The sequence below is a fragment of the Chloracidobacterium sp. N genome (assembly GCF_018304765.1).
Taxonomy (GTDB): Bacteria; Acidobacteriota; Blastocatellia; order Chloracidobacteriales; family Chloracidobacteriaceae; genus Chloracidobacterium; species Chloracidobacterium aggregatum.
Window position 1 is genome coordinate 300,071 of the sequence record NZ_CP072643.1, and the last position, 26,108, is coordinate 326,178.

19 protein-coding genes and 1 pseudogene are annotated in these 26,108 nt (G+C 59.4%); 10 read left to right on the forward strand and 10 right to left on the reverse strand.

Annotation, left to right across the window (positions count from 1 at the left end; all coding sequences use genetic code 11):
• Nucleotides 1-43: 43 nt before the first annotated feature.
• Nucleotides 44-1,885 carry an LIC_10190 family membrane protein gene (locus J8C05_RS12345; protein WP_211423832.1) on the forward strand — a complete coding sequence of 614 codons (1,842 nt, stop codon included), beginning with the start codon at nucleotides 44-46 and terminating at the stop codon, nucleotides 1,883-1,885.
• 3 nt (nucleotides 1,886-1,888) lie between these two features.
• On the opposite strand, the gene J8C05_RS12350 is transcribed toward J8C05_RS12345, so the two are convergent.
• The 3 genes from J8C05_RS12350 to J8C05_RS12360 form a co-directional block, all read right to left on the reverse strand.
• On the reverse strand, nucleotides 1,889-3,223 hold the full coding sequence (locus tag J8C05_RS12350; protein ID WP_211423833.1) for an efflux RND transporter periplasmic adaptor subunit: 1,335 nt from the start codon (nucleotides 3,221-3,223) through the stop codon (nucleotides 1,889-1,891).
• Between the two features lies 1 nt (nucleotide 3,224).
• The gene (locus tag J8C05_RS12355; RefSeq protein WP_211423834.1) at nucleotides 3,225-3,851 is read right to left on the reverse strand and encodes a TetR/AcrR family transcriptional regulator; all 627 of its coding nucleotides are present in this window, start codon (nucleotides 3,849-3,851) and stop codon (nucleotides 3,225-3,227) included.
• Nucleotides 3,852-3,943: 92 nt separating this feature from the next.
• Nucleotides 3,944-5,227: a HEAT repeat domain-containing protein gene (locus tag J8C05_RS12360; RefSeq protein WP_211423835.1), complete on the reverse strand. Its 1,284-nt coding sequence runs from the start codon at nucleotides 5,225-5,227 to the stop codon at nucleotides 3,944-3,946.
• A 268-nt stretch (nucleotides 5,228-5,495) separates the two neighbouring features.
• Here J8C05_RS12360 and J8C05_RS12365 point away from each other — a divergent pair, with 268 nt between their 5' ends.
• Nucleotides 5,496-6,857, forward strand: coding sequence for a formylglycine-generating enzyme family protein (locus J8C05_RS12365; protein WP_211423836.1), 1,362 nt, complete (start codon nucleotides 5,496-5,498; stop codon nucleotides 6,855-6,857).
• A 9-nt stretch (nucleotides 6,858-6,866) separates the two neighbouring features.
• Here J8C05_RS12365 and J8C05_RS12370 read toward each other — a convergent pair whose 3' ends face one another.
• Nucleotides 6,867-7,133 carry a DUF167 domain-containing protein gene (locus J8C05_RS12370; RefSeq protein WP_211423837.1) on the reverse strand — a complete coding sequence of 89 codons (267 nt, stop codon included), beginning with the start codon at nucleotides 7,131-7,133 and terminating at the stop codon, nucleotides 6,867-6,869.
• A 106-nt stretch (nucleotides 7,134-7,239) separates the two neighbouring features.
• Here J8C05_RS12370 and aat point away from each other — a divergent pair, with 106 nt between their 5' ends.
• The 3 genes from aat (at nucleotide 7,240) to J8C05_RS12385 (ending at nucleotide 11,425) form a co-directional block, all read left to right on the forward strand.
• Nucleotides 7,240-7,938 (forward strand): leucyl/phenylalanyl-tRNA--protein transferase, encoded by a 699-nt coding sequence (gene aat / locus J8C05_RS12375; protein ID WP_211423838.1) that lies wholly within the window; start codon nucleotides 7,240-7,242, stop codon nucleotides 7,936-7,938.
• A 181-nt stretch (nucleotides 7,939-8,119) separates the two neighbouring features.
• Nucleotides 8,120-10,375, forward strand: a complete 2,256-nt coding sequence (locus J8C05_RS12380; protein ID WP_211423839.1) for a VWA domain-containing protein — start codon at nucleotides 8,120-8,122, stop codon at nucleotides 10,373-10,375.
• A gap of 123 nt (nucleotides 10,376-10,498) precedes the next feature.
• A complete protein-coding gene (locus tag J8C05_RS12385; RefSeq protein ID WP_211423840.1) occupies nucleotides 10,499-11,425 on the forward strand; it encodes a magnesium transporter in 927 nt (308 codons plus the stop codon).
• Nucleotides 11,426-11,766: 341 nt separating this feature from the next.
• On the opposite strand, the gene iscB is transcribed toward J8C05_RS12385, so the two are convergent.
• Nucleotides 11,767-13,176, reverse strand: a complete 1,410-nt coding sequence (iscB, locus tag J8C05_RS12390) for an RNA-guided endonuclease IscB (protein ID WP_459543872.1) — start codon at nucleotides 13,174-13,176, stop codon at nucleotides 11,767-11,769.
• 230 nt (nucleotides 13,177-13,406) lie between these two features.
• On the opposite strand from iscB, the gene J8C05_RS12395 reads away from it, so the two are divergent.
• From J8C05_RS12395 to J8C05_RS12400, 3 genes and pseudogenes are all read left to right on the forward strand, one after another.
• Nucleotides 13,407-14,423, forward strand: a complete 1,017-nt coding sequence (locus tag J8C05_RS12395; protein ID WP_459543853.1) for an RNA-guided endonuclease InsQ/TnpB family protein — start codon at nucleotides 13,407-13,409, stop codon at nucleotides 14,421-14,423.
• The gene (locus J8C05_RS15780; RefSeq protein ID WP_459543861.1) at nucleotides 14,398-14,661 is read left to right on the forward strand and encodes a zinc ribbon domain-containing protein; all 264 of its coding nucleotides are present in this window, start codon (nucleotides 14,398-14,400) and stop codon (nucleotides 14,659-14,661) included. The genes J8C05_RS12395 and J8C05_RS15780 overlap by 26 nt, the downstream gene beginning before the upstream one ends.
• A gap of 21 nt (nucleotides 14,662-14,682) precedes the next feature.
• Nucleotides 14,683-14,946, forward strand: a pseudogene (locus J8C05_RS12400) (zinc ribbon domain-containing protein); the annotation flags it as partial.
• Here the strand turns inward: J8C05_RS12400 and J8C05_RS12405 are convergent.
• The 3 genes from J8C05_RS12405 to J8C05_RS12415 form a co-directional block, all read right to left on the reverse strand.
• Nucleotides 14,871-15,905, reverse strand: coding sequence for an RNA-guided endonuclease TnpB family protein (locus tag J8C05_RS12405; RefSeq protein ID WP_211423842.1), 1,035 nt, complete (start codon nucleotides 15,903-15,905; stop codon nucleotides 14,871-14,873). The pseudogene J8C05_RS12400 and the gene J8C05_RS12405 sit on opposite strands and share 76 nt — an antisense overlap.
• Nucleotides 15,906-16,332: 427 nt before the next feature.
• Nucleotides 16,333-20,547: an LVIVD repeat-containing protein gene (locus J8C05_RS12410; protein WP_211423843.1), complete on the reverse strand. Its 4,215-nt coding sequence runs from the start codon at nucleotides 20,545-20,547 to the stop codon at nucleotides 16,333-16,335.
• 63 nt (nucleotides 20,548-20,610) lie between these two features.
• A complete protein-coding gene (locus J8C05_RS12415) occupies nucleotides 20,611-22,497 on the reverse strand; it encodes a hypothetical protein (RefSeq protein WP_211423844.1) in 1,887 nt (628 codons plus the stop codon).
• Nucleotides 22,498-22,800: 303 nt separating this feature from the next.
• On the opposite strand from J8C05_RS12415, the gene J8C05_RS12420 reads away from it, so the two are divergent.
• Both J8C05_RS12420 and J8C05_RS12425 read left to right on the forward strand, forming a co-directional pair.
• Nucleotides 22,801-23,346 (forward strand): DinB family protein, encoded by a 546-nt coding sequence (locus J8C05_RS12420; protein ID WP_211423845.1) that lies wholly within the window; start codon nucleotides 22,801-22,803, stop codon nucleotides 23,344-23,346.
• Nucleotides 23,343-24,572, forward strand: a complete 1,230-nt coding sequence (locus tag J8C05_RS12425; RefSeq protein ID WP_211423846.1) for an MFS transporter — start codon at nucleotides 23,343-23,345, stop codon at nucleotides 24,570-24,572. Before J8C05_RS12420 ends, J8C05_RS12425 begins: the two co-directional genes overlap by 4 nt.
• Nucleotides 24,573-24,625: 53 nt before the next feature.
• Here the strand turns inward: J8C05_RS12425 and J8C05_RS12430 are convergent, their stop codons facing one another.
• Together J8C05_RS12430 and J8C05_RS12435 are read right to left on the reverse strand one after the other, a co-directional pair.
• The gene (locus J8C05_RS12430) at nucleotides 24,626-25,420 is read right to left on the reverse strand and encodes a hypothetical protein (RefSeq protein WP_211423847.1); all 795 of its coding nucleotides are present in this window, start codon (nucleotides 25,418-25,420) and stop codon (nucleotides 24,626-24,628) included.
• Between the two features lie 13 nt (nucleotides 25,421-25,433).
• The gene (locus J8C05_RS12435; protein ID WP_211423848.1) at nucleotides 25,434-26,072 is read right to left on the reverse strand and encodes a hypothetical protein; all 639 of its coding nucleotides are present in this window, start codon (nucleotides 26,070-26,072) and stop codon (nucleotides 25,434-25,436) included.
• Nucleotides 26,073-26,108 lie beyond the last annotated feature (36 nt).

The window sequence follows — 26,108 nt, forward strand, 5'->3', positions numbered from 1 at the left end:
CAATTGATTTATTTGTTGAACTACAGGATTAGAGTAAATCAAAATGATTATCTGCTTTCTGACTTGGATTTTTTTATCTTTGATTGGTTCATTAATCTTTATATCTTTTTTTTCATTCCTCATTGAAAAAAAAGATATATCATATATGCTTGTCAATTATTTTTTTATAGCTATATTTGCGGGGTCTTTAATTCTAGCCAACTTTTTGCTTATAATTTCTTTCATAACCCCTCTAAGATTAAATTGCCTTTTGGGAATTATACTGATTTTTATCATAAGAATATTCTGTATTTTTGATACAGAATACTTGAGAGAGACACTAAAAATCTTTCTCGTCAAAATTCACATTTTGGCAATTTCTTCTGTAATTACATTTTTCTTTATAAATATACCTTACGAAAGCACTGTTGATATGCTTATCTATCACATCCAACTCTCGAGATATTTACATGACTATGGTTTAGTGAAGGGTCTTGCATTAATTTCAGCACAACTTGGACATCAATCAATATGGTTTGCCCTGCCAGCCCCACTTGAAGATATTCTCAACGTTTATTCAAGTTTGATAGTTGGTGCTTTTTCTTACTTCCTATCAATCTGTCAACTTCTACAAAGTCTTTATAACATTAAGGAAGGAAAGAAAGAGGAAGTTTTCTTAGCTTCATACCTTCTCTTTTGTCTAACATCACTAAGTATCATGGTACAACCAACTTCAGTTGAAATGGCAATTAGCTTTTTACTTGGAACATCCATTTTCTTCTGCATAAAAACAATTACAAAGCCACATAGCTACAATGAATACAAAGAAAATAAAAGCTATCTTACTTTTTTTTGGATAACATTAGTACTATCGTCAAGTTCCCTTGGACTAAAATTAACTTCAATTCCCATTTTTCTAATTGGTGTATTTTTATTCATACATAATCTTAAGTTTTCTAAGATTCAAAATTTTGCCAATCAATCTATCAAATTTTCTATGCTTTTTATATTCTTTTTCTTGCCCAAAACTTTTGCACTAATCTTAGCTTCTGGTTGTCCTTTTTATCCATCAAGTTTTCTTCATGTCAAAGTACCTTGGTTTGTAGGAGAAGAATTTTCAAGAACACTTGTAAGACATATCTCTGCCTATGCCAAATTTGGCACACTTGATTACCCGGAGCATGTGTCTAACTGGTTTTCTCTGTGGTCCAGCAGGTATGAGGGGAAATCAGTTGTATTTTTTATGTATTTCTTTATCTTTTTGCTACCGTGTACTTTGTTTTTTCTGAGATATAAAATTTTAGAGCATTATAAATTACACATAGCTGCTAAACTCCCCCTGCTTTTGGGTATAATATATACATTTTCACTAGCTCCAAGTGCCAGGTTCATTCTGCCATATATAATTGGAATAGCTGCACTGCATGTTTTTTTTATTTCTCTTGAGAATATAAATATTTCCTTATTTGCTATGATACTTTCATTATCTGCTGCAGAGTCCCTCTACAGCGGAATAAAAAGTACAGCAGCTAATTTTGTATTATTATTCCTTGTAGCAGTTTACTATTTTATAAATGGCAAATATCTAACCACCCTTCTAAAATTTGTGTCTCTGAAAAACTTCCTACTAAACTCTTCATACTACATAACACTTAGTCTATATTCATTCACAGAGAATCCACTTATTCTGCCTGACAAATCATCTTTGGTAAGAAACTTTAAGAAGATCGAAATCAACTCAATTAACTTCTTCTGTCCAACAAGTCACCCTACTTGTGGCTACTCACCACTACCCTGCTACCAAGGAAAACTTTGGTTTGAGATGCCACTTGAAGAAGTTGAATTGATTGATAAAGAAAAAGGTATTGCCGGTGGCTTCAAAAGAAAAAACTACAGCCCGGAGTAGCCTTCATCTATCTGTACTGGAAACAGCTTTCCCGTCCTCCAGCTTCTCCAGACCGGTCACAACGACACGCTCACCGGCTTCCAGACCGGACCGGATTTCGACTTCCTCCCCAATGCCTTCCCCCACCTGAACCACTCGCAGCCGCGCCCGATCCCCCTCAACGACATACGCCACCTGCGCGCCCAGACCCGGATGCCACCGGACAGCCGCGCGCGGGGCCATCACCCACGGCGTACGCTCCGGCAGCAGCAGCCGCGCCGTGACGAACATCCCCGGACGCAACCGCTGCTCCCTATTCGACACGATGACCTCAACGCGCAGACGGCGCGCATCAGCCTCCACCAGCGGGCGAATCGTCGTGACCTCGCCACGAATGACCCAGTCGGGATAGGCGTCGGTTGTGGCCTCGACCGCCTGCCCGCGCCGGACCCGCCCGGCTTCCCCGGCTGGTACCTGAAGCTCCAGCTTCAACCGTTCCAGTACCACCAACTCCATCAGGGGCTTCTCCGGCGTGACATACTCGCCCACATTGGCAAACCGCTCGGCCACATACCCGGCAAAAGGCGCCCGTACGGTGGTGTCTTCCACGGCTTTCTGCGCCAGTGCCACGGCCGCCCGCGCTTCGGCAATGCGCGCCTGTGCCGCCCGTAAACCGGCATATTCGGCCCGCAACCCGTCCAGGGTGGCCGCGTAGCGGCGGCGCGCCGCCTGAACCTGCGCCTGCGCGGCTTCCAGCCGGGTGCGGGCTTCGTCGAGCACCGCGCGGGTGATGTTGTCATGGCGGGCCAGCCGCTCGTAGCGTTCCAGGGTGGCCCCGGCCAGCCGCGCCTCGGCTTCCGCTGCGGTCAATGCCGCCTGGGCCGCCTCGGCCTCTGGCGTCTGACGTGGGTCAAACACCTCGCCGGAGAGTCCCAGCCGGGCCCGGAGCTGGGCTTCGGCCGCCTCAGCCTGTGCCAGAGCCGCTTCGGCCTGTGCCAGCCGCTGCCGCGCTTCGCGGTCATCGAGTCGCGCCAGCACCTGCCCTTCCCGTACCACCGCGCCCACATCCACCGGGATGTCCACCACCTTCCCCATTGCCGCCGAAGCCACTGCCGACTGCCGCCACGGGACAACGTTTCCCGTCGCCAGGATGGACTGCGGGCGCATCCGCACCTGCACGCGCGCCACCGTCACGGGCGTTGGCACTTCCGTTGCGGCCGATGCCTGGTTTTGGGCTGGACGCTGACACCCACCCCCCAGAACCAACGCCACCAGACACAGCCCGCCTACAACCCAGGCCGCTATGCCATTGTCACCGCATCGGCACACTGAAAGCCGCTCCCCTTCCCTGCGCCCCATGTCACGCCCCTGCCATTTCCGTACCGGTGCGGCCGGGTGCTGCACTCCAGGCCAGGATCAGGTCACACACCTGCTGCCGTTGGCGGCCGACGGGCGGCGCCAGGCCAAAGCCTTCGGCAAAGTAGATGCCATCGGCGGCAAACCGGACAGCCGTGGCCGTCACTTCATCCACACCATCGGACACCAGCAGCCGATGCCAGCGGTCATAGGCCGTTTGAATCAGTCCCAGCAGTTCGGGGTTGACGGCCAGCGCCGCCAGAAAACTCGCCAGATCGCCCTGTCCCAGACCCAAGGTCAACGACTCGTTCGGATCGACTTCGGCAAAGGAAGCCCGTACGTAAGCCCGCAGCCAGCGCCCCGGCTTTTCCGGCTCTGGATCACGGGCATACTCCCGCGCCATGGCGCGATCCCATTCGGCAACAAACGTCTCAATCAGCGCCCGGATGAGCGCCTCCTTGGTTGGGAAGTGGTACAGCAGTCCCCCCTTGCTGACGCCGGCCGCACGTGCAACGGCGTCAAGGGTCAACCGGGGCAACCCCTCCCCGGCAACAACCCGCACCGTCGCGCGGAGCAGTTCATCCCGTGTCACCTGGGCTGGAGTTGCGGATTTGGTTGAAGGACGACGCATGGCGCGTACTGTACCGTCCAGACGGTACAGTGTCAACCCGGACAACCACTGGCACAACCCCTGGTTGCAGTTGCGCCTGTGAAAACCCGCTTTTACCGGGAACGTGGCGTCGAAGTCGGGGTAATCCGTGCCAGCGCCAGCTCGGCCGTCTCCCGGACGCTGAAATGCTCGTCCTCGATGGCCGCCCGCTCCAGCGTGGGACGCACATCGGCTTCGCCGACGCCCACAAGCAGCCCCAGACCCCGCGCCGCCGCTGCCCGTACACGCCATTCCTTGTCGTGGGTCGCTTCAACCAGCGGCACGACGGCCTTTGGATGGCGCGTTGCCGCCAGCGCGTGAACGTAGCGCCAGCGCATCGGCAGGGCTGTGTTTTTGAGGTTGGACGTGAGCATGTCGAGCGACTGCATCTCCACCCGGACCGGCGAGACCGCCGGCATCGTGTCCGGCGGTGGCAGCGAACGAATCGTCCTTTCGCGGACAATAGTGAAGCCTTTGAGACTATGCCGGGCGGCAGCGCGCACCAGGGCATTTTCGTCCCGCACGGCCAGACGTTCGAGAATGCGCTGGGCCTGCTGATACGGCTCGATGCGCCGCATCTCCATCGTGCCCAACATGGCAATGGCCTGAAAGCGCAGGTTGGGATGCTCTTCTTCCGTCGAGGCCACCAGATTTTCCACCAGCCGGGCTTCTTCGTCCGGGATGTAACCGAAGCTCGCCAGCGCCAGCATGGCCTCAACCCGGATGCCCATTTCCTTGGCCTTGCGCATCTCGATGAGCAAGGGCGAGACCGCCCGTTCGTCCACGACGCGGGGTGCGCTGTCGCAAAGCCGCAGATGTGCGCGCCAGACTTCACGGTTGCGCGCCGCCAACAGGGTTTCCAGCGCCTCCTCACGCCCCAGCCGGACCATCTCTGAAGCCGTCCAGGCGCGAATCGTCCAGTCTTCGTCATCGAGCAGGCGGACGATTTCCGGCAGCGCTGCAAAATCCCTGAGGCTTACCAGCGCCGAAACCGTCAACCCGCGCACTTCCGTCGAGTCGTCGTGCAGGCGCTCCCGCAGCAGTTCACTGGCCCGTGGATCATCGAGTTTGCCCAGCGTATCCACCACGACGGCACGGACTTCCGGCTCCGGGTCCGACAGCCGCCGCAGCAGCGCATCCACGGCCTCCCTGGCTTCCGCTCCGGTGCGCTCGGACAACTCACCGGCCGCCCGCACCCGGCGTATCGGGCGGGCGTGGTCCAGATTCTCCAGAATCTCGCGCAGAGGGCGCCGGCGCGGTCGCGCCGCCCGTCGGTAGAGCCACCGCACCGTCAGGACGATAGCCGCCGCCGTGCAAAACGAAGCAAACAGAACCCAGAGGACGGGGAGACCTTTCATGATGCGCTTTTCCTCGCCAGCGATGATGCCAGAGCGACCTGCCTGTGGTCGTGGAAGTGTCTCTAATCTACGATAAAATCGCTGTCATTCACAGTGGCCGCGGCAACATCCACATGTTCCTGTGCCTTCCTGCGCCCCGCCGGGATGTGTCGCCATGGCTTGACCTGAATTTTGATTTGGAATTTTGATTTGGCTTACGGCCAGAACAACCTCCGCCGCCTCTGGCGACTCTGGCATGATGATGACCTGACATATCCGCAGACCAGCCATGACATCACTCCGGTCCATATCCCGACGTTCTGCTTTTCCACACGCCCTCCACGGGCGCCGTGGCATCACTGTTCCCCTCGCCCTGGGCGCTGTTTTGACGGTCGTGCTGAGCCTTGCCACACCGGTCGGATGGACAGCCGCCAGCCAGGAAATCAGTACGCGGGTTGGTACCACGCAGCCCGTGCGCGTCGTGCGCGTCACACCAAAGCGGGTGGCAACCGTCATACGGCTTTCGGAAGAAGACCGGGAGTGGAACGCCATCCGCAACAGCACCGATCCACAGGCGTTCAAAACGTTCCTGGCCAAGTACGGCTCTGGCAGCAAGTACGGCCGCCTCGCCGAACAACTGGCCGAAAATGCTGAAATCGAGCGCCTGCGCGGCCGGGACAAGCAAAATACGGACGCCGCGCTCATCCTGCGCGAACTGGCCTTCGATGAGTTTCAGACCGTGGACCTCACGCCCGAAGGCAACCTCGTCAACCCGCGCATTCTCAAGTCGGAAGTCGTCGCCATCGAGCTCGACCTGGAGAAAGGCATTGCCTTGGAACTGGTTCGCATTCCCGGTGGAGAGTTCCGTATGGGATCGCCGGAATCCGAAGCCGGACGCCTGCCCAACGAAAAACTCCACGAGGTGGCCGTGCCGGAGTTTTACCTGGGACGCTATGAAGTCACCCGCCGGCAGTGGGCCTTTGTGGCGGCTTTGCCCAAGGTCAGGGATGACCTGCCGCCGAATCCCTCCCAGCCGGAAGCGCCGCGTGGACGACGCTCGCCCCGCGCGCCCCAGAACAATGACAATACGGACATGCTCCCGGTGGAAAACGTCACCTGGTCGCAGGCGGTGGAGTTCTGCCGCCGCCTCGAAAAGATCACCGGCAAACGGTTCCGGCTGCCGACCGAAGCGGAATGGGAATATGCCTGCCGGGCCGGCTCCACAAAGCCCTTTGCGTTTGGCGACACCCTCACGACGCGCGTCGCCAACATCAACGGCGAAGTGCCCTACGGTGCCGCCAAAGTGACGCTCACGGCCGGACGCCTGCTGCCGGTCGGCTCGCTGGGCATTGCCAACGCCTTTGGACTGTTTGACATGCACGGCAACGTCTGGGAATGGTGCCAGGATGCCTTTGTCGAGGATTACGATAATGCACCGACGGATGGCAGCGCCTACGATGTCGTCAATCCAATCTATCGCGTACGGCGTGGCGGCAGCTCCACATACAAGGCCGAGCTGTGCCGCTGCGGCATGCGCGGACGGGCGGAACCCGAACGCATCGGGCCCTGTATCACCTGCACCGGTGGCACCGGGCTGCGGGTCGCCATTCTGGCGGAAGACCTGAAGCTCACGGATGATGACGCAGAATGACGCACTGGCTTACCCACTGTCAGTTCCTCCCCGGCCGGCTTTGGGCGCATCTCCGCGAACATCCAGGTGAATGCGCTTGTGGCGTCCCGTTACGCCGTGCTGGATGGTGATTGCGGACTTGGGACAGTGGAAATGCTCGGCCAGCAACGCAATCAGCTCGGCATTCGCCCGGCCTTCGTGGGGCGGCGACATGACATAGGCGCGCCAGGTCCCATCAGACAGGCGTTCCAGCCGCCGCTGGCGCGCGTTGGGCTTGACGGTAACTTGCAGTATCATCGTTGAACTCCAGCGTCCATTGGCGTCAGTATCAGAATGCCTCTGTCAACCGGACGCCACATATCAGTTATGATTCCCTACCCACGACACAGGTCAGAAACGCCTCATGCCCATTCTGGAGTTTCCACCGGTTGAAGAAGCCGATGAACATGGACTGCTGGCGGTGGGTGGCGACCTCCATGTGTCCTCCCTGCTGCTGGCCTACAGCAACGGCATTTTCCCCTGGCCACACGAAGGCTACCCGATGCTCTGGTTTGCGCCGGCAGAACGGGCCATTCTGGATTTTGACGACTTTCACATCCCCTCCCGCCTGGCGCGTTACCTGAAGAAGGTCAACTATACCTTCCACATCAACACGGACTTCGCAGCGGTCATCCACGCCTGCCGCACCAGCGTGCGCAAGCGTCAGCAGGGAACATGGATTACGCCGGAAATCGAAGCCGCCTACACGGCGCTCCACGAAGCCGGCCATGCGCACAGCTTTGAGGCGCGCACCCCGGATGGAGAACTTGTTGGCGGTATGTATGGCGTCATGATCGGGCGGGCCTTTTCCGGTGAGAGTATGTTCTTCCGCGCACCGCATGCGTCAAAGTTCGTCATTGTGGAAACCGTCGCCTACTTCCGCCAGCACGGAATGACCTGGTTTGACATCGAAGTGATGACCCCGCACATGGCGCTGTTTGGTGCAAAGGAAGTTCCACGGGCAACCTTCATGCGGCGGCTCAAACAGTCCATTGCCGAGCCGTCCATCCCGTTGCCGCCACCCAGACGGCGACGCATACCCCATTCAGTCCTGTTTTCCTGAGCCATCCACCACCACGGCTTCCGGCTTTCCCGGCACAATAAGTGTCACTTCCGGAAGGCGGCCGGAGTTGGTGATCTTTACAACTTGCAAAAACTGTAAACCCTGCGCCATACCTTTATGAAAAGGGGACAGGCTTCCATTGCCATGTCCATACCGGATGGTTTTTCGTGGAGGAAGTGGCGTGCTGAAAGCGTCTGGACTGAAATCCGTGCTGTTGACTGCACTTATCACTGGATGGCTTCCCCTGGCGATTCTTGCCCAGAAACCGCCAGCCCCACCGGCCGCCCCCGGCACGCCCCCGGCGGATGCCCCCAAGGCAGCGGGGCAGGAACCGGCGCCAGGTCAGGGAGAAGACGAAGAAGACGTTATTACTCTTGGCACGGAGCTGCTTCAGCTCTACGTCAGTGTCACTGACAAACAGGGCCGCCCGGTCAACAATCTCAAGCGGGAACACTTTGTGCTTCGGGAGGATGGTAAGCCACAGGACATCGCCTTTTTTTCGGCGGTCGCCAATGGCGTGCTTGCTGATGACCCGGAGGCCAGCACTGAACCGGAAAACCGGTTGCGCCCGCCGGCCGTAACACCGGAAGGGCGCTACTTTGCGCTCGTTGTGGATGATCTCCACATTGCGCCGGGCAACTTTTTGCCGTTGCGCAACGCCCTGCTCAACTTTGTCGAAAAAAACATCGTGGAAGGTGATCACCTGCTTGTGTTGTCCACGAGCGGAACCTTGGGCTTTCTCCAGCAGATGACCGACGACAGGCGCATCATGCGGCTCGCCATCGAGCGGCTGACGCCACGCAATGAGGCCGTTGACCAGGGCAGCTTCGGCTTTGGATTCACCATGACGGACTACGAGGCGTTTCTGGTTGAGCGCAATGACCGTCAGACCATTGACTTTCTGACGCAACTGTACATCCGCTCTTCTCCGGGCACCCCGCCAAACCAGGCTGAAACCATCGTGCGCGCTTCGGCGCGCAGCATTGCCCAGCGGACGGAATACCTGACGACCAGCACCCTTGAGACCATCCGCGCGGCAGCGTTGGCGCTCGGCAACTATCCGGGGCGAAAAACGCTTCTCCTCGCCACGGATGGCTTTATCAACGACGAATTCAACCGCAACGGACGCTTTCGCATCCAGCGGGTACTTGACGCCGCAACCCGTGCTGGTGTTACGGTGTACTCCATCCACAGCGCCGGTCTGGAAGTCGCGGCGGGCTTTGACGCCAGCCAACCCGGTCGCTTTGATCCGACCGGAATTGGGCTGAGTCTTGCCTCGCAGGCACAACAGGCCCGCCAGGATGCTTTCCGGGAACTGGCCGCAGCTACCGGTGGGCTGACCTTTGTCAACACGAATGATCTGTCCGGCGCTTTCAGCAAGGCGGTGGCCGATGCCTCCACCTACTACGCGCTCGCCTACTACCCGGACAAAAAGCCGGATGGCCGCTTTCACAAAATCGAAGTCAAACTCAACCTCCCTGGAAGCTTCACCATCCGCACGCAGCAGGGCTTTTTCTCGCCAAGCGAAAAGTCCATCCAGAAAGCCGCCGGGAAAAAGAAAAAGCAGGACGCCAAGCTCAGCCCTGAAGCCCTGGCGGCGCGTGAAGTCAAAGCGGCGCTCGGCGCGCCGGTGCCACCGCGCGACATCCCTCTGCGGCTGGCCTCGACCTTCGTTTCCAACGATCTCGAAACGAGCTTCTCCCTGGCGTTTCCCCTGAAAGACATTGCCTTCCGGGATGTCAAGGGGCGGAAGTCCAATACCCTGACGATGGGCTTTGTCGTTTTTGACCTCAACGGCAAGGCGCTGATGGCGCAGGAAGACACTATTGCGTTGAACATCCTGCCGGAGCGGTTGGCGCTGGCGCAGGCCGGGTGGGGATCGCAGACCAAGTCGCTCAAACTCGCGCCCGGGATGTACAACGTCCGCGCCGCCATCTATGACCCCATCACGGAGCACCGGGGCGCTGTCAACCGGTGGATTGAGATTCCGAATGTGTCAAAGGCCGGGATGATGCTTTCCGACATCATCTTTCTGCAGGTTGCCCAACCGACGGCAACCGAGCCGGGCGACTCCCAGCCGGTGGCGGGACAGGCCCTGCCCCCCAATCTGGCACCCATCAATCAGGCGGTGCGCCGCTATCCGGCCGGGGCGCAACTCGTGTTCGTCGTCACGGCCCACAACGTGCCCAAGGGAAAACCAACGGCCGGAAAGTCCAATCTGGCCTTTCAGACCCAGATTTTCCGTGACAAGGAAGCCGTTTATGTCAGTCCTCTGCAACGTACACAGTCTCCGCCCAACGCGGACGGCACCCTGACCTATGCCGGACAGGTCTCCCTTGAAGGGCTGGCCGCTGGTCAATACCGGCTGAAACTGGTAGCGTACGAGGAAACAACCAAAAAAACAGCAGTCCAGTCGCAAGACTTCACTATTCACTGAGTCGTGGGGGCCGACCGGCTGTGGAGGCCGGCTGTGTCAGGGCAGGGCCTGCGGCACATCCACCGGCTGCGCCGCAGGCGTGCGGTTTTCATCGTTTCCCATTCACGAAAGGAGCCTGTATCCATGGGCAAAGTATTCCGGCCATCACTTGCCGTGCTGTTCACCTGGGCCGTGATCCCGGGGCTGCCGTGGGTGATCACGGCGCAGACGGCAAAGAAAGAGAAACCTCCGGCAGCCGCGTCATCGGCTCCGGCGGATCCCCTCGTCAACCTGGAACAGCCAAGGACCTCGATACCACCCGAAATGCTTTCGGCTCCGCCTTCCGGGGTTCGCGTCATCCTCAGTCAATTCGCGCTGGCCCTGGACACACTCCCGCCAACCGAACAGCTTCCGATGTTTTTGGCCGCCCCCAGTCCCTTTCGCTACTGGACGTTTTCCCTCCTCGATCCGAATGTCCGGCGTCGGTTGCTTGAACTCATGGAAGCCGAGGCCATTCGCCGGTGGCCGGCTCAGGAAAAGGTCATCAGGAGCTTTCTCACCAAGACTCAGGCCGCCTACGACCGCCAGCGGATGCCGGAAGACACCCCTGAACAGTTCAAACTGAAAAACGAAGTCGGGTTGCGCTACCTTGCCGAACTTTCGCCAGAAGAGAGAGCCATTGGCCGTCAGATGCACACCTATTTCTTTGGGCCCAGCATTCTTCTCCGCTATCAGGGAAGAGTGTGGATTCGGCCGGAGGCGGTGCCGCAAATCGAAGCCTTTCTGAAACGTGTTCCCGCACTGCGCGAATACAAAACGGACGAACTCTTTGTCGTATTTTCCGGGAAAACTTCCTCGCCCGTGTTCTTTCAGGACTACGAAACCGATGGTCTTTTCGTGGGTGTGCGTGGGCCAACCTGCAACTGCGCCCTGGATGTGGATTGTGTTCCGGGAACTATCTGCCAGACGACCAAGCCGCCCTATCCGACTGACTTTGGCACTACCTGTCACATGTTTGGCGTACGGCTTCCCTGTTCCGGCTTTTGCACACCGGGGAAGCCGCGCCGCTGATATACCCGGAAGGATGCGCCCGGAAGGACGGCTGGATTACGATGACGCCTTGGATCAGCCACGCTTATTCAGCAGCGGCGAAGGGCTGACGATATTCATCGGGTCTGAGAAAACGACAGGAAGCAAACCTGATGAGCCAGGGTTTGCAACCCCAAGGAAATCTCCACGGCAAAGCTGCCACCCGACACGCGCTTGTACCTGACGCCGCTCCGCCTGCCCTTCGCGGCGCGCGGAGCTTCAGTCCGTTGGTTGTACGCTCAGATCGCTACCGATGGCAGCGAGATCGGTGCGTATCGCTCGTCCTGCGTAACCGGTAAGGTCTGTGCCAGACCTGATTTCATCTAAATTGCGCGGGAGACTCCGCCCTTCAGGGCGGAGAGGGATAGCGCGGCTCCTGTTCCCGCTTCTTCTTTCACGAAAGCTGTCCGGCTCCACGCATACCCATAACCGTCGGCACGTTGCATCAAGGCACAGAACCGGTGATGGATCCCTTGCACCAGACCGTTTTTGGTCTGGAGATTGAAACTGCCGCCGGCGCGAATGGCAACCCGACCAACATACGTGCCCACCTTCCTGCCAGTCGTCACCACCGCCCGCACCATGTCGCCCGTCTGAAATCCGAAGTGGCGTTTGCTGCGGGTCAGGTATCCGCGCGGGAAGCCATGCCGGTTGAGCCGTGTGCGCTGGTAGCTGCCGCGTCCGGCGCACTGGATGCCAAGGGTCAGCACGTTCCAGCCGTGCACGGCTGCGACCTGCCCCACGCAGACGGCATCGAGGGCGTGCGTTTTCGGAATACCGAGCCGCGAGCGATTGAATTTCGTCCGGCCGCCAGTACCCACCTCAACCGGAAGACCCGTTTCCTTCAGCGCCGCGTAAAGCGCCCAGCGGGTGCTGTTGACCGCTGACGCATCACGCAGCGGGGATAGGGCCTGCGCTTCAATGCGCGCCAATCGCTGCGGGTCACGGGCCAGGAACTCCGCCACATCGCGGTTGCCCTTCTTCTGGTTGCAGGTTCGGCAAGCGATCACAAGATTGCTCACCCGATGACTGCCGCCTTTTGAGCGCGGATGGATATGGTCAATCTCCAACGGCACATCCTGCGTGTCACAGTAGGCGCACTTACGCTTCCACTTCTCCAGCAGGTATTCGCGTACCTCGTATGTACGGGCGGCTTCGGAAGCCGCCCCTACCGATACCGTCCGCACCCGAATTTCGGGATGTTGCATCGCCTGCATATCAAAGCGCGCCAGTTCCTGCGAGATTGCGGTCACAGGTGTCCAGCGGCAAAGCCGATTGACCCAGGAAAGCGTTGTTTCCACCCGATGGCGCAGCGATGGGGCAAGCCATCCTTCAGGCTTCCGACGATTGGCGAACCGACAGGCGCGATGGCGCAGGTTGGCGCTTCGGCGTCTTCGCCGAAACGCCCGGCGGGCCGTCATCGCATCCCGGATCGCGTGGCCCCGGTGGGACAACTCCGCAAGAAACACCACATGCGCGGCTTGGCGCACTTCGCCCGTTTCGGCGTCAACCTCTTCGCTTTCCCGAACCAGCGCCAGGCCCGTGGTCCTGCTTCCCGGGTCGATCTTGATCCGCACAGGTTGCACGACGGACGTTTCCACCGTCCGATCAACCAGACGGATCGTGAATGGCACGAGCCGATGTACCCGCGCGCGTCCGCGCTCAAGCAACAGCCGGGCCCGTTTTTCGGAACACGGCATCAGCGGCCGCTTCCGCTTGTCCAGGACAAACACTGCCAAGTCTGACTCCTCCTGTAACGGTCCCTTACGGGACTTGTGACGTGAGCCTTGCGGCCCATCTCCCCTCGGAAATGTCTGCAACCGGCTCCTTCCTTGCGGAAGCGATGAGAACCTTCGGCGCTTTACCGAAAAAACGCCGTAAAGCCCTGCACTTTAGGGCAGGGATATAAGGCGCACGCTGTTTTATCAAGCCAAACCTGTGATAAAATAGCAGTATGAGAGTAATGGAAGCCAAGCTACTAAAAGGGACAGCAGAGCAGTATCAGGCTCTGGATGAAGCCATCCGTACCGCACAGTTTGTCAGAAACAAATGTGTGCGGTACTGGATGGACAACAAGGGCGTAAACAAAGCTGTTCTCTATGCCCACTGCAAAGACCTGGCCAAAGAGTTTGCCTTTGTCAGGAAGTTAAACTCAGCGGCAAGGCAGGCAAGTGCAGAACGGGCTTGGGCTTCCATCTCCCGTTTCTATACCAACTGCAGAAACAAGGCGGTCAAGAAAGGGTATCCCAAATTTAAGAAGCATTGCCGTTCTGTGGAATACAAGGTATCGGGCTGGAAGCTGTCAGAAGATGGGATGACTATCTCGTTCACCGATGGCTTCGGTGCTGGTACTTTTGCTCTGTATTGCAACGGCGAGGCAAGACACCATATCCTGAACTCCAAAATCAATCGGGTGCGGGTGATACGCAGGGCAGATGGGTACTATGCCCAGTTCTGCCTGGATGTGGAGCGCAAAGAGCAGGGAGCATACACAGGCAATGTGATTGGCATTGACTTGGGCTTGAAGGCTTTCTACACCGACCAGAACGGCAACCCTGTACAGTGTCCTAAGTTTTTGAGGCGTAGCGAAAGAAGGTTAAAGCAACACCAGCGCAGATTAAGTCGGAAGTTCAAAAAGGGGGCAAAATCCCAATCCAAGAACTACCACAAGCAAAGAAAGCGACTGGGCAAAGTGCATCTGAAAGTCCAACGCCAGCGTAAAGACTGGGCAATTAAGCAGGCACGGTGCGTGGTGGCATCTCACGATGTCGTGGCGTATGAAGACTTGCAGGTGAAGAACCTGGTCAAAAATCATCATCTTGCCAAATCCATTCATGATGCTGGCTGGTCTCAATTCACTGCGTGGCTGGACTACTACGGCAAGGTGTGGGACAAGGCAGTAGTCAGCGTACCGCCGCAGTACACCACACAGGACTGTAGTAACTGTGGGCATTATGGTAGTAAAAACCCTATCCACTAGAACCCATAGTTGTCCTAAATGTGGATTTGAATTAGACAGAGACCAGAATGCGGCTTTGAACATCCTCAAGAAGGGACTAAGCATCTTGGGAATGGAGTGGCAAAACAGTACCTTTGGGCAAAAGGGAACTGCCTCGAAAGAGGGAACGCTTGGGGAGAGATGCACCGCTGCTTTAGAGGGGCAACCTGATGAAGTAAGTGCGCTCGCAGAACCAAGAACAAGAATCCCCTGCCTTTAGGCAGGGGAGTATGTCAACAGCCAGACGTGCTCCAATTGTGGAAGTATCGGCGAGCGCGTCAGGCATCGTTTCGTGTGCAAAAAGTGTGGTCTCCGGGCGCACGCCGACGGCAACGCCAGTCGAAACCTTGCCCGGATTGGCAGTGGAGCCCCGCTGCCAAGGGCGGCTTTGAACCTCCCCCGGCTGAAGCCGGAGGATTCTGGTTCTTGCTACGCGGCCGCTTGCGCGGCCGTTTCGCGTACCCAGTTCAGGGCTGGTTCATGCAGCCCGCCCGCTGGAGCATGAAGAACCAGCGGGCAGCACAGCCCATACCAATCCCGGACATTCATCGCAGCATTGGCATCGGCGTGCGCCTTGTATCCGCACCGTGTGCAGACGTAGGCATGTTTTTGACGTTTGTTGATCGCCCCGCACCGATGGCAGGTCTGGCTGGTGTAGTGCGGAGGTACCGCATCCACCGCCACGCCAGCAGCCAGGGCCTTGTAGCGCACAAACGTCTCCAACTGATAGAACGGCCAATAGTCCCGGTTCTGCCCCGCATCCGACCTGGTGTCTTTTCGCTGCCGGGCAGAAGCCCGAATGCCCGAGAGGTCCTCAAAGCGGATTCCTGCCTGGCAGCGCTTGGCCAGGGCAACCAGTTGCTTGCTCATCACGTGGTTGATATGCGTGACGATGCGCCGCTCCTTGTTCTCCAGCTTCCTGACCGCGCGGTGCTTGCCCGTGGCCTGCAGCATCTGTCTGCGCCTGGCAAACACCCGGCGCACATGCCGGATTTGCCGGGCTTTCCAGAACACAACCGGGCCATCGGGCGTTGCCGCCACTACGGGCACGTTCTGTCCGCGATCCACGCCGATCCAGCGGTCTCGTGGCTCCGCATCGGGAACTTCCATCGATACGGAAATAAGCACATACCAGACCCCACGGCGGGAGCAAAACAGCTTGATGTTGCCGGGCTTGGCCGAACCATTCAGTATCGCCTCCAGTAGTTCCCGATGAGAGGAGAGATGCACTTCAATCGGGATGCGCTTCCTGATTCCTCGCAACAGTCCGAAGGACACGCTGAACGTGTCCCCGACGCGGTGGAGCGTCCAGTTCTGGTTGTTGGTTTCAAGCGGCAGACGCCGAAAGTGCTTGGCCTTTGTCCTGGCGTTGGCGTTACGAATGGTTTGGTTGATCCAGCCGCTGCCGATTTCAACCTGAGTAAAGGACTTGGTGGTGAGCTTTCTGCGCTCGGCCTTCGGCATGGCAAGGATTTGATTGGCAACCTCGGTGTTGAGGCGCTCCAGCCGCGCAAACTCCTGCGCCTTGGCCTTGTTGAGGCGCAGAAACGGCAGCTTGAGGGTCTTGGTGAGTGTTGCCATGTTGAGATTATCATGTATCTTGCAAGCCTATGCAAGATCATGGAGAGGGGTGGCGCACAAAGCGCGCCCGCCATTCATCCCGCGACTAAAGTCGCAGGCTTTCTGGCGGAGGGTCTGTAAACACGCCTCATGTTGGGGATGTCAACCATGTTGGCTGCGTCCCACAATAAAGCCTTCGACTTCAGTCGAGGGCTGTTTACATCAGGCGGCACTGCACGTTTTCCAGACGCCGAACCACAGCACAGACAGTAACCGCCACGTCCTTCCTTCCTGCACGGCGTTTTTTCAGCCGTTCACCCGGCGGCAGAGGCTATCGCCGCCGCCGCAGGGCAAACGGGGTGATGACGGCAAACAGCGCCAGCCATCCCAGCGGCCACCACGAAACCGACTTCGAGGGTGGCGTCTGGGCTTCGGCGTACCAGCCCTTGGTGGGGACTTTCGGCACCTCGTTCGATACCTTATAGACCGTCCCATCCGGCTTGAGGTAAAGCCGTCGCATTTCTTCGAGATTGAAGGGCCGCGCCCCACGCCGCCCGAAGACCACAAGCTGGTGGCCGCTTTCATCCACGCCCCGGTCACGGTCCAGCCCCTTCGACACCGCCAGCGATTCACCCTTGGTGGGATGCGTCGCAATCAACCGTGGCTCCGGCCGCGGGCTGAAACCGCTGTTCGTCGCCATGGTCTCCGGTGAGGTGAGCTGCACGATGCGCAGACCGTTCTTACCATCAGCAACGTAGGCAAAGGCGCTGGCATTCGTCATCCCCACCTTCACATCGTGGGCATCGTTGATGACGCCGCCAGCCGTAAAGATTTGGTCAATTTTCGGCTGTTCGGGCCGTTCCACATCCACAATGACCAACCCCTGCTTGCCACCGGCAATGTAGGCGTAGGTGCGCGCCACATAAATCTGGTGGGCGTCCTCCAGCGGTATCGTCGCGCCTGGCACGAGACGGGCTTTTTCCGGCAGCGTGATGTCCACGACATGCATGCCGGTCGCATCCGTGACAAAGGCATAGCGGAACTGAACGGCAATGCCCTTGGGCTTTTTGAAGCCCTCGACAATCGAGACCACCTTCGGCGCAGCGGCATTGGCCACATTGACGATGACCAGTCCCCGGTCACACAGAATGTAGGCATGGTCGCCAGCCACGGTGAGATTTTCCGCTCCGTTGAGCAGACCGTTTGGGTTGAAGGTGTAGTCCTTCTTGAGAAAGTTGTTCGCCGGATCGCCGTCGAGCAGGGTGGCGGCGTTGATCATGACCAGCCCTTCCTCCCGGTCGCTGACGTAGAGATAGGCATAGACCAAGCTGATGGGCTGTTCCTCGTTTTCGGGAAACCGCTGACGGGTCGGGTCAACCCCCAGCGTCGTGGGCGAAGCAATGGCCGTCGCGTATTTCGTCTTGACATAGAACTTCTGCCCCAGCGGTGAAACCGGCGCGGTCGTGATGCGTTCGGAGAAGTCCTTGTTGTCAATGTTGGCGATGTCATAGATGTGGACGCCATGCTCGCCTTCGGCCACATAGAGATACTCGCCCCGCATTTGCAGGCTCAGGGCATGGCCGTGGTGGTGGTAGTGCTCGTGGAGCTTGTCGCCACCCGCCTTGTGCTTTTTGTACTCCTTCGGATAGGCAAGTTCGTGCAGTGTGCTGCCGATGACGGCCTGCGGCTCGCTGCGCTCCGTCGCCACGACGGCCGAAATGCCATGGTGGCCTTCGGCGACATAGACGTAGCGCCCCAGGAAGTTGACGTAGTTCGTCCCCAGCAGCAGCAACTGCGCCATGATGGCGTTGTTGTCGTTGTCTTTGGAAATGTGGCAATCGGTGCAGCCTTTGGTCTCCCGCGCGCGCACCGTGTGGGGAACGTGCGTGTTCATGGCCTGTCCCGAATAGCCCTCGGAAGAAATCGTCTGCTGCTGCGAGTACAGCCACAGCCGGTTGGCATTCTGCGAACCGACGATGACCGCCGAGGATGAACGGACGGGTGCAATGCGGTTGCCGGTGGCGGTGCCGTCAATGCCCAGCATGAACACATCATCCCGCAGCACCTGGAAGTTGTAGGAAGTCCAGTTGCGTGTCTCCGGGCCGCCTTCGTTGTGATTCATCGGACGCTTCCGGTTGGCTGTCATCGGCAGGTGACAGCCAAAACAGCTCGTCATCCAGGCCGAATGACAGGCATAGCAGGTCATCTTCTGGTCGCTGTGGGCAAGCTGGCTGTCCTTGCTTTCCTCCGGCTTGGCCGCCGGGTCCCACACGTCGCCCTTCATCAGCAGCTTGGCGTAGTGGGATTTTTCACTGTAATGCTCGTTGCCGGGCGTGACCGAGTCCCTGGTCTGCACCACCACCCAGAATTTCTCCGGGTCCACCATCGAATACTGGATGACCTTGCCCTTGTAGGGGCCGGCTGTTGGGATTTCGAGCACCGATGCCTGCCGGAAACCACGCGCGCGGCGTTTTGAGGGGTCGCGCTCATAGACCGTCCGGGTTTTGTAGCCATCCAGCGAGTTGCTGCCGCCCGGCGCTTCCGCATCCGTCTTGTTACGCGCCGTGAACTTGCCTGTCACCAGTGCGTCATCGGCGCTCTTTTTGCGTGCGCCCCCAGCAAAGCCAGTCGTCAACGACTTTGGATTGGCATAGGCGTAAATCGAGCCGTGACAATCCTGACAACTGATCTCGATGGAAGCCCGGGGTTCGCCGTAAATGAGCCGGTCGCCGTGGCCATCCTGTGAGAAGTGGCAGTCCACACAGTGGAGGCCCTTTTCCAGGTGAATGTCCTTCAGGTGCACCGGCACGCCGCTGCGCACAGTGGTTTTGTTAACCTCAACGCCTTCAGACGTATAGTTCACCGCCTCGCGCAACGCTTCCGGCGTCACGTTCGGCACGGGTTGGTCGTTTTCATCCAGGTAGCGGCCCTTGCGGTCCTGTTTGAAAACGGCCCGGTAAATCCAGCCGTGGCCGTGGAAATCGGCAAACTGGGTGCGCTGGGCCTTGGGGTTGACCTCAGTCCAGACTTCACCCAGAAAGGCCCGGTCGCCCCACTTGCCGCGCTGGGCCGAGCCTTCCGGGTTGTGGCGGGCAATGTTTTCCAGTTCTTCGTCGCTGCGCTTGAGCGGCGTTTCCGGGTACATCGGGCGGCCATCGGTTTCGTTATCCCACCACATGAAGCCCTGGTAAGTCGTGAGCATGTTCGTTCCCGGATGCATGTGGCAGACCATGCACTGGCTGGTCGGGATGGCGTTGGTCAGGACGTGGCGCACCGGATGGCCCGGCTCATCTTTGGGAATCGTGGGGTCGGCGGTTTTCGTCGTGCCGCGATTCGTGTGGGCATAGTCAAATCTGGTCGAGGAATGCACCGGCGAGCGGTCGTTGGCGTAAGGCGTGTGACACGCCGTGCAGCCGCTGGAACGGTAGTCGCCGGGATGGTCGTTGGTGCCCATCAGGGAGGTCAGCGGATCGAGCAGGCGCGTTTTTTGCAGTCCCAGGAACACCGGGTCGGTACGCAGCACCGTCCCAAACCCGCGCGGGCTGAGCTTGACTTCGGGCAAACCGGCCAGATCGGCTTCCGGGAAGGGGTTGCCCACTTCCGATTGCTTCCTGCCCCCGCGCTCGAAGACGCGCAGGATGTTGCCCGGCTGCGTGACTTCCCACCGGGGCAGCGGCGTGATGAACGGGATGATGCCGCGATACTTCCGTTCGGAAGGCGTTGGCGGCTTGAGGGACATCAGCGCCTGGGGCGCGCCGTCCTGGTTGTAGCTTTCCCCCCACCGGGTGTCTTTGTAGGGGTACGCGCCATTGTTGTAGAGCGCCGCTCCCCACAGCATCGCCCCGTGGGTCATCATGCTGGTCTTGACCTTGTCCACGATGAACGCCTGCCCGTCCAGCCGCGCATCCTTGTTGTGACACTCACCGCAGGTGATGTCGGCCACCCGCAGGTCGCCCGGATTGACGAACCGCACGAAGTCCAGATTTTCCTTGAGCAGGGCCGTGTAGGACAGCTCCGGGTTGGCGGAGTTGGCCGAGCCGTCCTTGCGCTTCCACAGCTTCGGGTTGGTGGGCTGCGGATGGGCTTCGTTCTGGGCTTTGATGTACGCCGGCTGGCCCTTCTCACTCCCGGCAGGCTTCATGACCTCGCCGTTTCCGCCGTGGCAGTACACACAGGTGATGTTGCGTCCGATGTTGAGGGCGCTGCCGTCGGGCGCGATGTGGGCCGTTTTGTAACCGCCTTCGTAACCGGTGTGGCAGCTTATACAGCCGCTGTCGTTGCCGTTCTGAAGCCGCCAGTCATCCTCGGTCTTGTCTTTCGCTGCCCGGTAAATGCGCGCGCGTGCCGTAGCCGGGTCAACCGGCGCGGAAGGTTTGGATGCGCCTGCCCCCGCGGCCGGCCCATCCTGCGGCGTGGTCTCCACAACCAGCGTGGTCGCATCGCTGCCGGCCACCGGACGAAACGCCGGCAGGAGACTGAAACCAATGAAGGCCGTACTGACGGCGGCACAAAGGGTCACAACTTTGATTCTGAAGGCAATCGCCATGGTCAAATACCCTTCCGTCCGGGAGACAGGCTTGGGGAGGGCCTGTCACACAGACGCATCGCATCAGAACGTAAAGATGGCTTTGGCGTAGAGCGAAAACAGGAAACGTGACTGTGCACCACAGTTCAGTCCCGAACAGTTTGACGTGAAAATGTCCTTGAAGCCATCGAGCGGATTCATGACCGAAAAGCCACCCTTGATGATCATGTTTTCACTCAGCAGCGGGCGGTACACGACGCCCGCCCCGTAATCAATCCCGACGTTGTTGCGGATGCGGCGCTGGAACGTCAGCAACTGCAACGATTCCGTGTGGTGGAAACGGAGGTAGTTCAGATTCGCCAGCAGCTTGAGCTTGGGCGTCAGATTGGCTTCGTACCCCAGGTTGGCCACGATGATGCCCGGATTGACGAAATTCGCCTGCCCCTGCAGCTTGCTGCTCCGCAGACTCGGAATGAGGCTGCCCTGGGTCACGAGCGCCACGCCCGCCCGCGTCAAACGGATTTCCTGGCTGTTCCAGAAACTGTTTTCGCCGCCGGCAAAAAACTGATTGTCGAGAATCGAGTCGAAGCCGCGCGCCACCCGGTCGGTCGGGTTCGAGTCGCCGGAGGAAAAGAAGCCCGACACCTGGAACCGCTGCCAGTCGCGGTCATACGACAGCTCCAGCGCCGCCAACTGGGCATTGATGCGCGTTGGACGCCCGGCAATCGGTTGCAGCGAATCGCGCCCCAGCACCTGGTAAAACGCATGGTTGATGTTGATGCGGCGGAAGTGACCGTTGCCGGTCCAGCCGATGTAGCCTGCCTTGACGCTGTGCGGCGTGACGGGGCCCACCTGCACCGGCCGCACCAGAAAGCGGTTCTGGTCGAATTTGATGCTCGGCTGGTCATCGTTGTAGTGGACACTCAACTGCATCGTGTAGCCGGGCTTGATGAAATCCTGCCGGTAGAGATTGGCCACCCACACCCGCTGATTCCGCTGGTCAAAGGTGTTGATGCCGCTGTTGGTGTCTTTTTCCAGCATGTAGAAAAACGCCGCGTTGAACTGCCACTTGTTGTCGCGGAAGTTCCCGAACAGGCGCGCGCCCAGGTTGAAGTCATCAAAAATCAACCCGCGGAAGTCGCTGTTGAACTGTTGGACGCCCACCCGCAGCGAGGTGGAATCAAAAAACGGACTGTGCCCGCCACGGCTGCCGCGCCCCCGCAGAAACGGAAACAGCCGGGTTGTGTCGCCCAGCCGCACTTCGGCAAAGGCTTCCTGGAAGCCGATGTGCGTGTCAAACCGCGTCGTCCCCTTGCGGACATCCCGGTTGACGATGCCGTTTTCCCGTACGGCCAGGTAGTTCAGATTGAACACCGGCGTGAACTTGATGCGCCAGTCAGGTGGCTTGAAGGCTGTATCGCCGTGGAACAGCTCAACCGAGGTGACAAAGTTCTGCTGGTTGAGGAACTGTCCGCCGCGTCCGAAAAACTCGGCTGCGCCGGGCCGGCGGGCGTTGATGTCCTGCGGCAGGGGCGTCCGCCGTCCATCCACGAAGGTGATGCTCTCGAAGGTCAGGACGAGAAACGTATGCTGCCCCAGGATGGGATAGTCGCCTTTGAGGACGTTGAGCCGGTACGGATTGAGAATACTGCCCTTTTCGTAGCGGTTCCATTCCGGGAAACCAATCCGCCACCGGTCCTCGATGGGCACGCCCACGTCGCTGTCGCGGCGCTCACTGCGGGGCTTGACGCTGCTGGGTCCTTCCGCGCCGGGCACGGTCAGCTCGCGCAGTTCAGGAATGGCATCGGTCGTACGTGGTGCACGCGCCCCATCCTGCCGGGACTGGGCTTCCTGGACGACAGGAGCCAGCGCCGCCTCGGAAACCGTCGTCAGATTTTGGGCCGGAACGGAACAGCCCAGCCACATCCCCCACCCAACGATGAGCGCGACCAAACGGCGAGTCTGGTTCATGCCAAAACTCCTGTCAGCCTGGTGAAGTGCAGCGACCCCTTGGGCGCCGGGCGTCGCAACTGGGACATCAAGTGGCACAGGCGATGTCTCATTTGAGTTTGTAAGCAATCACACCTTTCATAGGGTGTCAAACAGTAGTTTGGAACAACCGACACACGTCCAGAATCGTGCTTTTCAAACTGATAAAAGGTCTGTGACGACCGGAGAAAAACCGACTAGGATGGCACTGTGCTGCCGCCAACAATCCTGGCTGGCACGCCTGCTGCGCGCGGCACAGACATCCCTTTCAGACAAGGACGCACCATGGACACCACACCGGAACTGTCACGCGAGGGACTTCGGGAGCGGTTGACGCACAGCCTTGAAGCCGCCATTCGTGAACTCACGGCCCTTTCCGACGCCCAACGCACCTGCCCGCTCAAACCCAGCCGCGCCAATCCCGACATCGTCTGGACACCATGTGACCATTTCGCCCACCTCATCGGCACGGAGCGGTACTTTCAACGGGAAATTGAAAAAGCCCTGACTGAGAACCCGGAAGCCCGTCCCCAGCCCTACGCCAACGCGCCAAACCGCCCCAATGAAGACGTCATGGCGGCCGTGCACGCTTTCAACGACCAGTGGATTCTGAAGCACCGCGACAAATCCTTTGCTGAACTCGTGGTCATGGCGCGTGAAACGCGCGCCCATACGCTGGACATGCTTGACCGCACGAGCGACGACCAGCTTGCCTGCTCCATGCCGGTGCCGTGGGGGCTGGCCACGATTGGCGAAGTCTTTGACCTTCAGACGCGCCACATGGACATGCACCTGGGCTTCATCCGGGAGGGACTGGCCGCAAAAGCATGACGCCCCTGCCAACCAAGGCTCTCGCGGCCGTCCTGCTCGGCAACGCGCTGATGCGGATTGCCGGGGCCACCGGCGGCGTGCTCATCGGCCTGTATCTGGCGGCGCTTGTCGCCCAGGGACGGACGTTCGATGCCGGCCTGGTCGGCGCGCTGACGGCCGTGGCCTTTGGCGTTGAACTCGTCGGGGCCCTGCCCATGGGACTGCTCGCCGACGCCCGGACGCCCCGGACGATGATGGTGTTCGGGGCGCTGCTGGGGGCAGCCGCCGTCCAGATGTTCGGACTGAGCAGCTTCGTGGCTGTGTTCTTCCTGGCGCGCGCCGGCGAAGGTCTGGCTGTCGCCGCCACCACGCCCTCCGTGCTCGCCTTTCTCACCGAAGCCACGGCGACGGATGCCGTCCGGCGCGGCAAGGTCATGAGCTTTTTCGAGATGTCCCTGCTGGGCGGGCTGGCCTTTGGCGGCCTTCTGGCCAGCCTGCTGTGGCAATCCATCGGCGTCTGGGGCTTTTCGGCCGCGGCGGGCCTGTATGTTGCCGCCGCCGGACTGTTCCTCTCCGGCGCGCAGGGACGCGGGACAGCGACCAACCCATGGGAAGGCCTGCGCGGGGCACTGGCTGCCCCTATGCTGCGCCGTCTGGCTCCGGCCTGGATTTGCATCAACGCCATGGCCGGCGTCTGGCTCGGCTCAACCCTGCCGTTTCTGCTGACCCTCCCGGAACGCCGGGGCCAGTTCCTGACCGGCGTTTTTGCTGACTGGCCGGAGGGTGTCGGCTGGGCGCTCTTCGGCTACGCCGTCATTTTCGGTACTGGCGTCACCGGATGGAGTTTCGTTCTGCACCGGTTTCGCCGCATTACGGTGCTGCGTCTGGCGCTTGGCGGGCTGTTTGTGGCCTGCCTTGGTTTTTACGCGCTCAATCACGCCGGCGGGCAGCCGCCCGGCATCCGCTGGCTCATCGGAGGCGGCACGGCGCTGGCCATCATGGTCGAAAGCGGCTTTACGCCGACGGCGCTGGCGCTTCTGGCCGAGGCCGTCGGGGAACAGGCCGGACGGGGCGCAACGATGGGGGTCTATTCGGTGCTGCTCGGCGTCGGGGCCGTCACCGGGGCCCTTCTGGGTGGACTGGGAGCGCAGTGGGCCGCCATGGACGGCCTCATTGCCGCCACAGTCCTGCTCGCTCTGGGGGCCACGGCCGGCGTCGAGTGGCTCGCACGGCATACGCCCGGCTAGCGCGGCGGTCCGTCAGGCAACGCGGGCCGGACACCGGGACGGCCCAGCGGGGACTAGGTGGCCTTGGAAGCAAGCTGGTCGAGTTGCGCCCGTACGCTCCGCAGCCGCTGCGCCGTCCGGTTCCAGACGTAGGCAATCACCTTGTCCGTCGGATAGCGCCCATTCTGGTTGTACTCCGTGGCGCGCAGGTCAGGATACATGCGGAGGATGGGGATGAGTTCCGGCGCCGATTCCGTCAGCGAGATACGCCGGTCAGCCCCCTGCATCGTGGCCCACAACGGCCGGACGAGTTCGTAACTGCGCAACACGCTGCGGAGGTCATCGAAAAAGTCCGTCTGTTCCTCATAGTCGTTGTACTTGGCCAGGAACGACTCCACCGCCACCCGCGCATCCACAACCAGTCCGTCATACTGGCTGAACGTCGGGTTGCCGTTGACCAGCGTGTTGATGCGGCTCAGGGCGTCCACCGCCTGGCGGGCATCGCTGACAAAACGCTGGTCAATGCGCTTGACGGGTTCGCCAAAGGTCAGCACGGCCACGTTTTCAAGGGCAATCGTGGCCTGTTCGCCGCCGGCGTTGAGGTAGGTGATGCCCTGCAGGTCGAGCTTGACCAGCTTGCCGACAATTTCGAGGCCGTCCATGCGCTTGATGCGGATGTCCTTGCCCACCATCGGGCTGACCGGCGGTGGCGGCGGCGTCCGGCGGGAGGGCTTCCGCCGCTGGGCAGCGACTTCCACCGAAGCCACCAGCGATAACGACAGAACAAAAGCAAGCCCCCACCACAGCCACCGCCCGGCCGGGTGGCTGGGCACCTGTCCGGCCGGTCTTCGTAGCCAAGCGTACGTCATAGCAAAGAACCACTTACAAAACGGTGAAATCGGCATCATCGAACGGAACATTGAAAGCCAAATAGAGGATGTCGTCCTCGTGGATGAGTTGCCCGGCCTGCCAGCACTGTTCCCGCCGTGCCGTGAGAATACCATCCGTGGCGACATAATCACTGTAAGTAATCCGCTCGCCCGTCTCGCGGTCTTCGAGGAAGCGGCACTGGAAATGGGCGGCGTCAAAGCCGTAACTCACCTCCTCGGAAGGCAGGTCGAGTCGCCAGATGGGGTCGCCATCGGTGTCGCGGTCGGCCACTGGCGGCGCGTAATCATATTCCTCGGCATGGGCCAGGAAATTGCGCGGATACAGCCGGATGCGCCGCTTGATGGCTTCAAGCTCCAGCGCCGGCAAGGGCGCCAGCCGCCCCTGTTCCATCACCTGACCGGCAAAACCGTTGATCACAATCACCCTGGGTTCACAGCCGGGACGGCGTTCGATGAGGCGGATGCGGCCACCAAAGGCGCGGAGGATTTCCAGTTCGATGGTTTCCGGCGGCTGCATCAGCGTCCGGCGAACCTGCATCAGCAGGGCGCGCACGCCGTAGAGCGCGGTTCGTCCACCGATGGCTAATATGCAGCGTTCGATGAAGGCATCCGGGGCAGTTGTCCAATCCATACACACAGAGGCGGCCGGTCCGGGCCGCCGGGGCCG

Bases quoted from the DNA above. Each gene is read 5' to 3' on its own strand.
- J8C05_RS12345 (WP_211423832.1), top strand. From the start codon at position 44: ATGATTATCTGCTTTCTGACTTGGATTTTTTTATCTTTGATTGGTTCA.
- J8C05_RS12350 (WP_211423833.1), bottom strand. From the start codon at position 3,223: ATGGGGCGCAGGGAAGGGGAGCGGCTTTCAGTGTGCCGATGCGGTGAC.
- J8C05_RS12355 (WP_211423834.1), bottom strand. From the start codon at position 3,851: ATGCGTCGTCCTTCAACCAAATCCGCAACTCCAGCCCAGGTGACACGG.
- J8C05_RS12360 (WP_211423835.1), bottom strand. From the start codon at position 5,227: ATGAAAGGTCTCCCCGTCCTCTGGGTTCTGTTTGCTTCGTTTTGCACG.
- J8C05_RS12365 (WP_211423836.1), top strand. From the start codon at position 5,496: ATGACATCACTCCGGTCCATATCCCGACGTTCTGCTTTTCCACACGCC.
- J8C05_RS12370 (WP_211423837.1), bottom strand. From the start codon at position 7,133: ATGATACTGCAAGTTACCGTCAAGCCCAACGCGCGCCAGCGGCGGCTG.
- aat (WP_211423838.1), top strand. From the start codon at position 7,240: ATGCCCATTCTGGAGTTTCCACCGGTTGAAGAAGCCGATGAACATGGA.
- J8C05_RS12385 (WP_211423840.1), top strand. From the start codon at position 10,499: ATGGGCAAAGTATTCCGGCCATCACTTGCCGTGCTGTTCACCTGGGCC.
- J8C05_RS12395 (WP_459543853.1), top strand. From the start codon at position 13,407: ATGGAAGCCAAGCTACTAAAAGGGACAGCAGAGCAGTATCAGGCTCTG.
- J8C05_RS15780 (WP_459543861.1), top strand. From the start codon at position 14,398: ATGGTAGTAAAAACCCTATCCACTAGAACCCATAGTTGTCCTAAATGT.
- J8C05_RS12405 (WP_211423842.1), bottom strand. From the start codon at position 15,905: ATGCCGAAGGCCGAGCGCAGAAAGCTCACCACCAAGTCCTTTACTCAG.
- J8C05_RS12410 (WP_211423843.1), bottom strand. From the start codon at position 20,547: ATGGCGATTGCCTTCAGAATCAAAGTTGTGACCCTTTGTGCCGCCGTC.
- J8C05_RS12415 (WP_211423844.1), bottom strand. From the start codon at position 22,497: ATGAACCAGACTCGCCGTTTGGTCGCGCTCATCGTTGGGTGGGGGATG.
- J8C05_RS12420 (WP_211423845.1), top strand. From the start codon at position 22,801: ATGGACACCACACCGGAACTGTCACGCGAGGGACTTCGGGAGCGGTTG.
- J8C05_RS12425 (WP_211423846.1), top strand. From the start codon at position 23,343: ATGACGCCCCTGCCAACCAAGGCTCTCGCGGCCGTCCTGCTCGGCAAC.
- J8C05_RS12430 (WP_211423847.1), bottom strand. From the start codon at position 25,420: ATGACGTACGCTTGGCTACGAAGACCGGCCGGACAGGTGCCCAGCCAC.
- J8C05_RS12435 (WP_211423848.1), bottom strand. From the start codon at position 26,072: ATGGATTGGACAACTGCCCCGGATGCCTTCATCGAACGCTGCATATTA.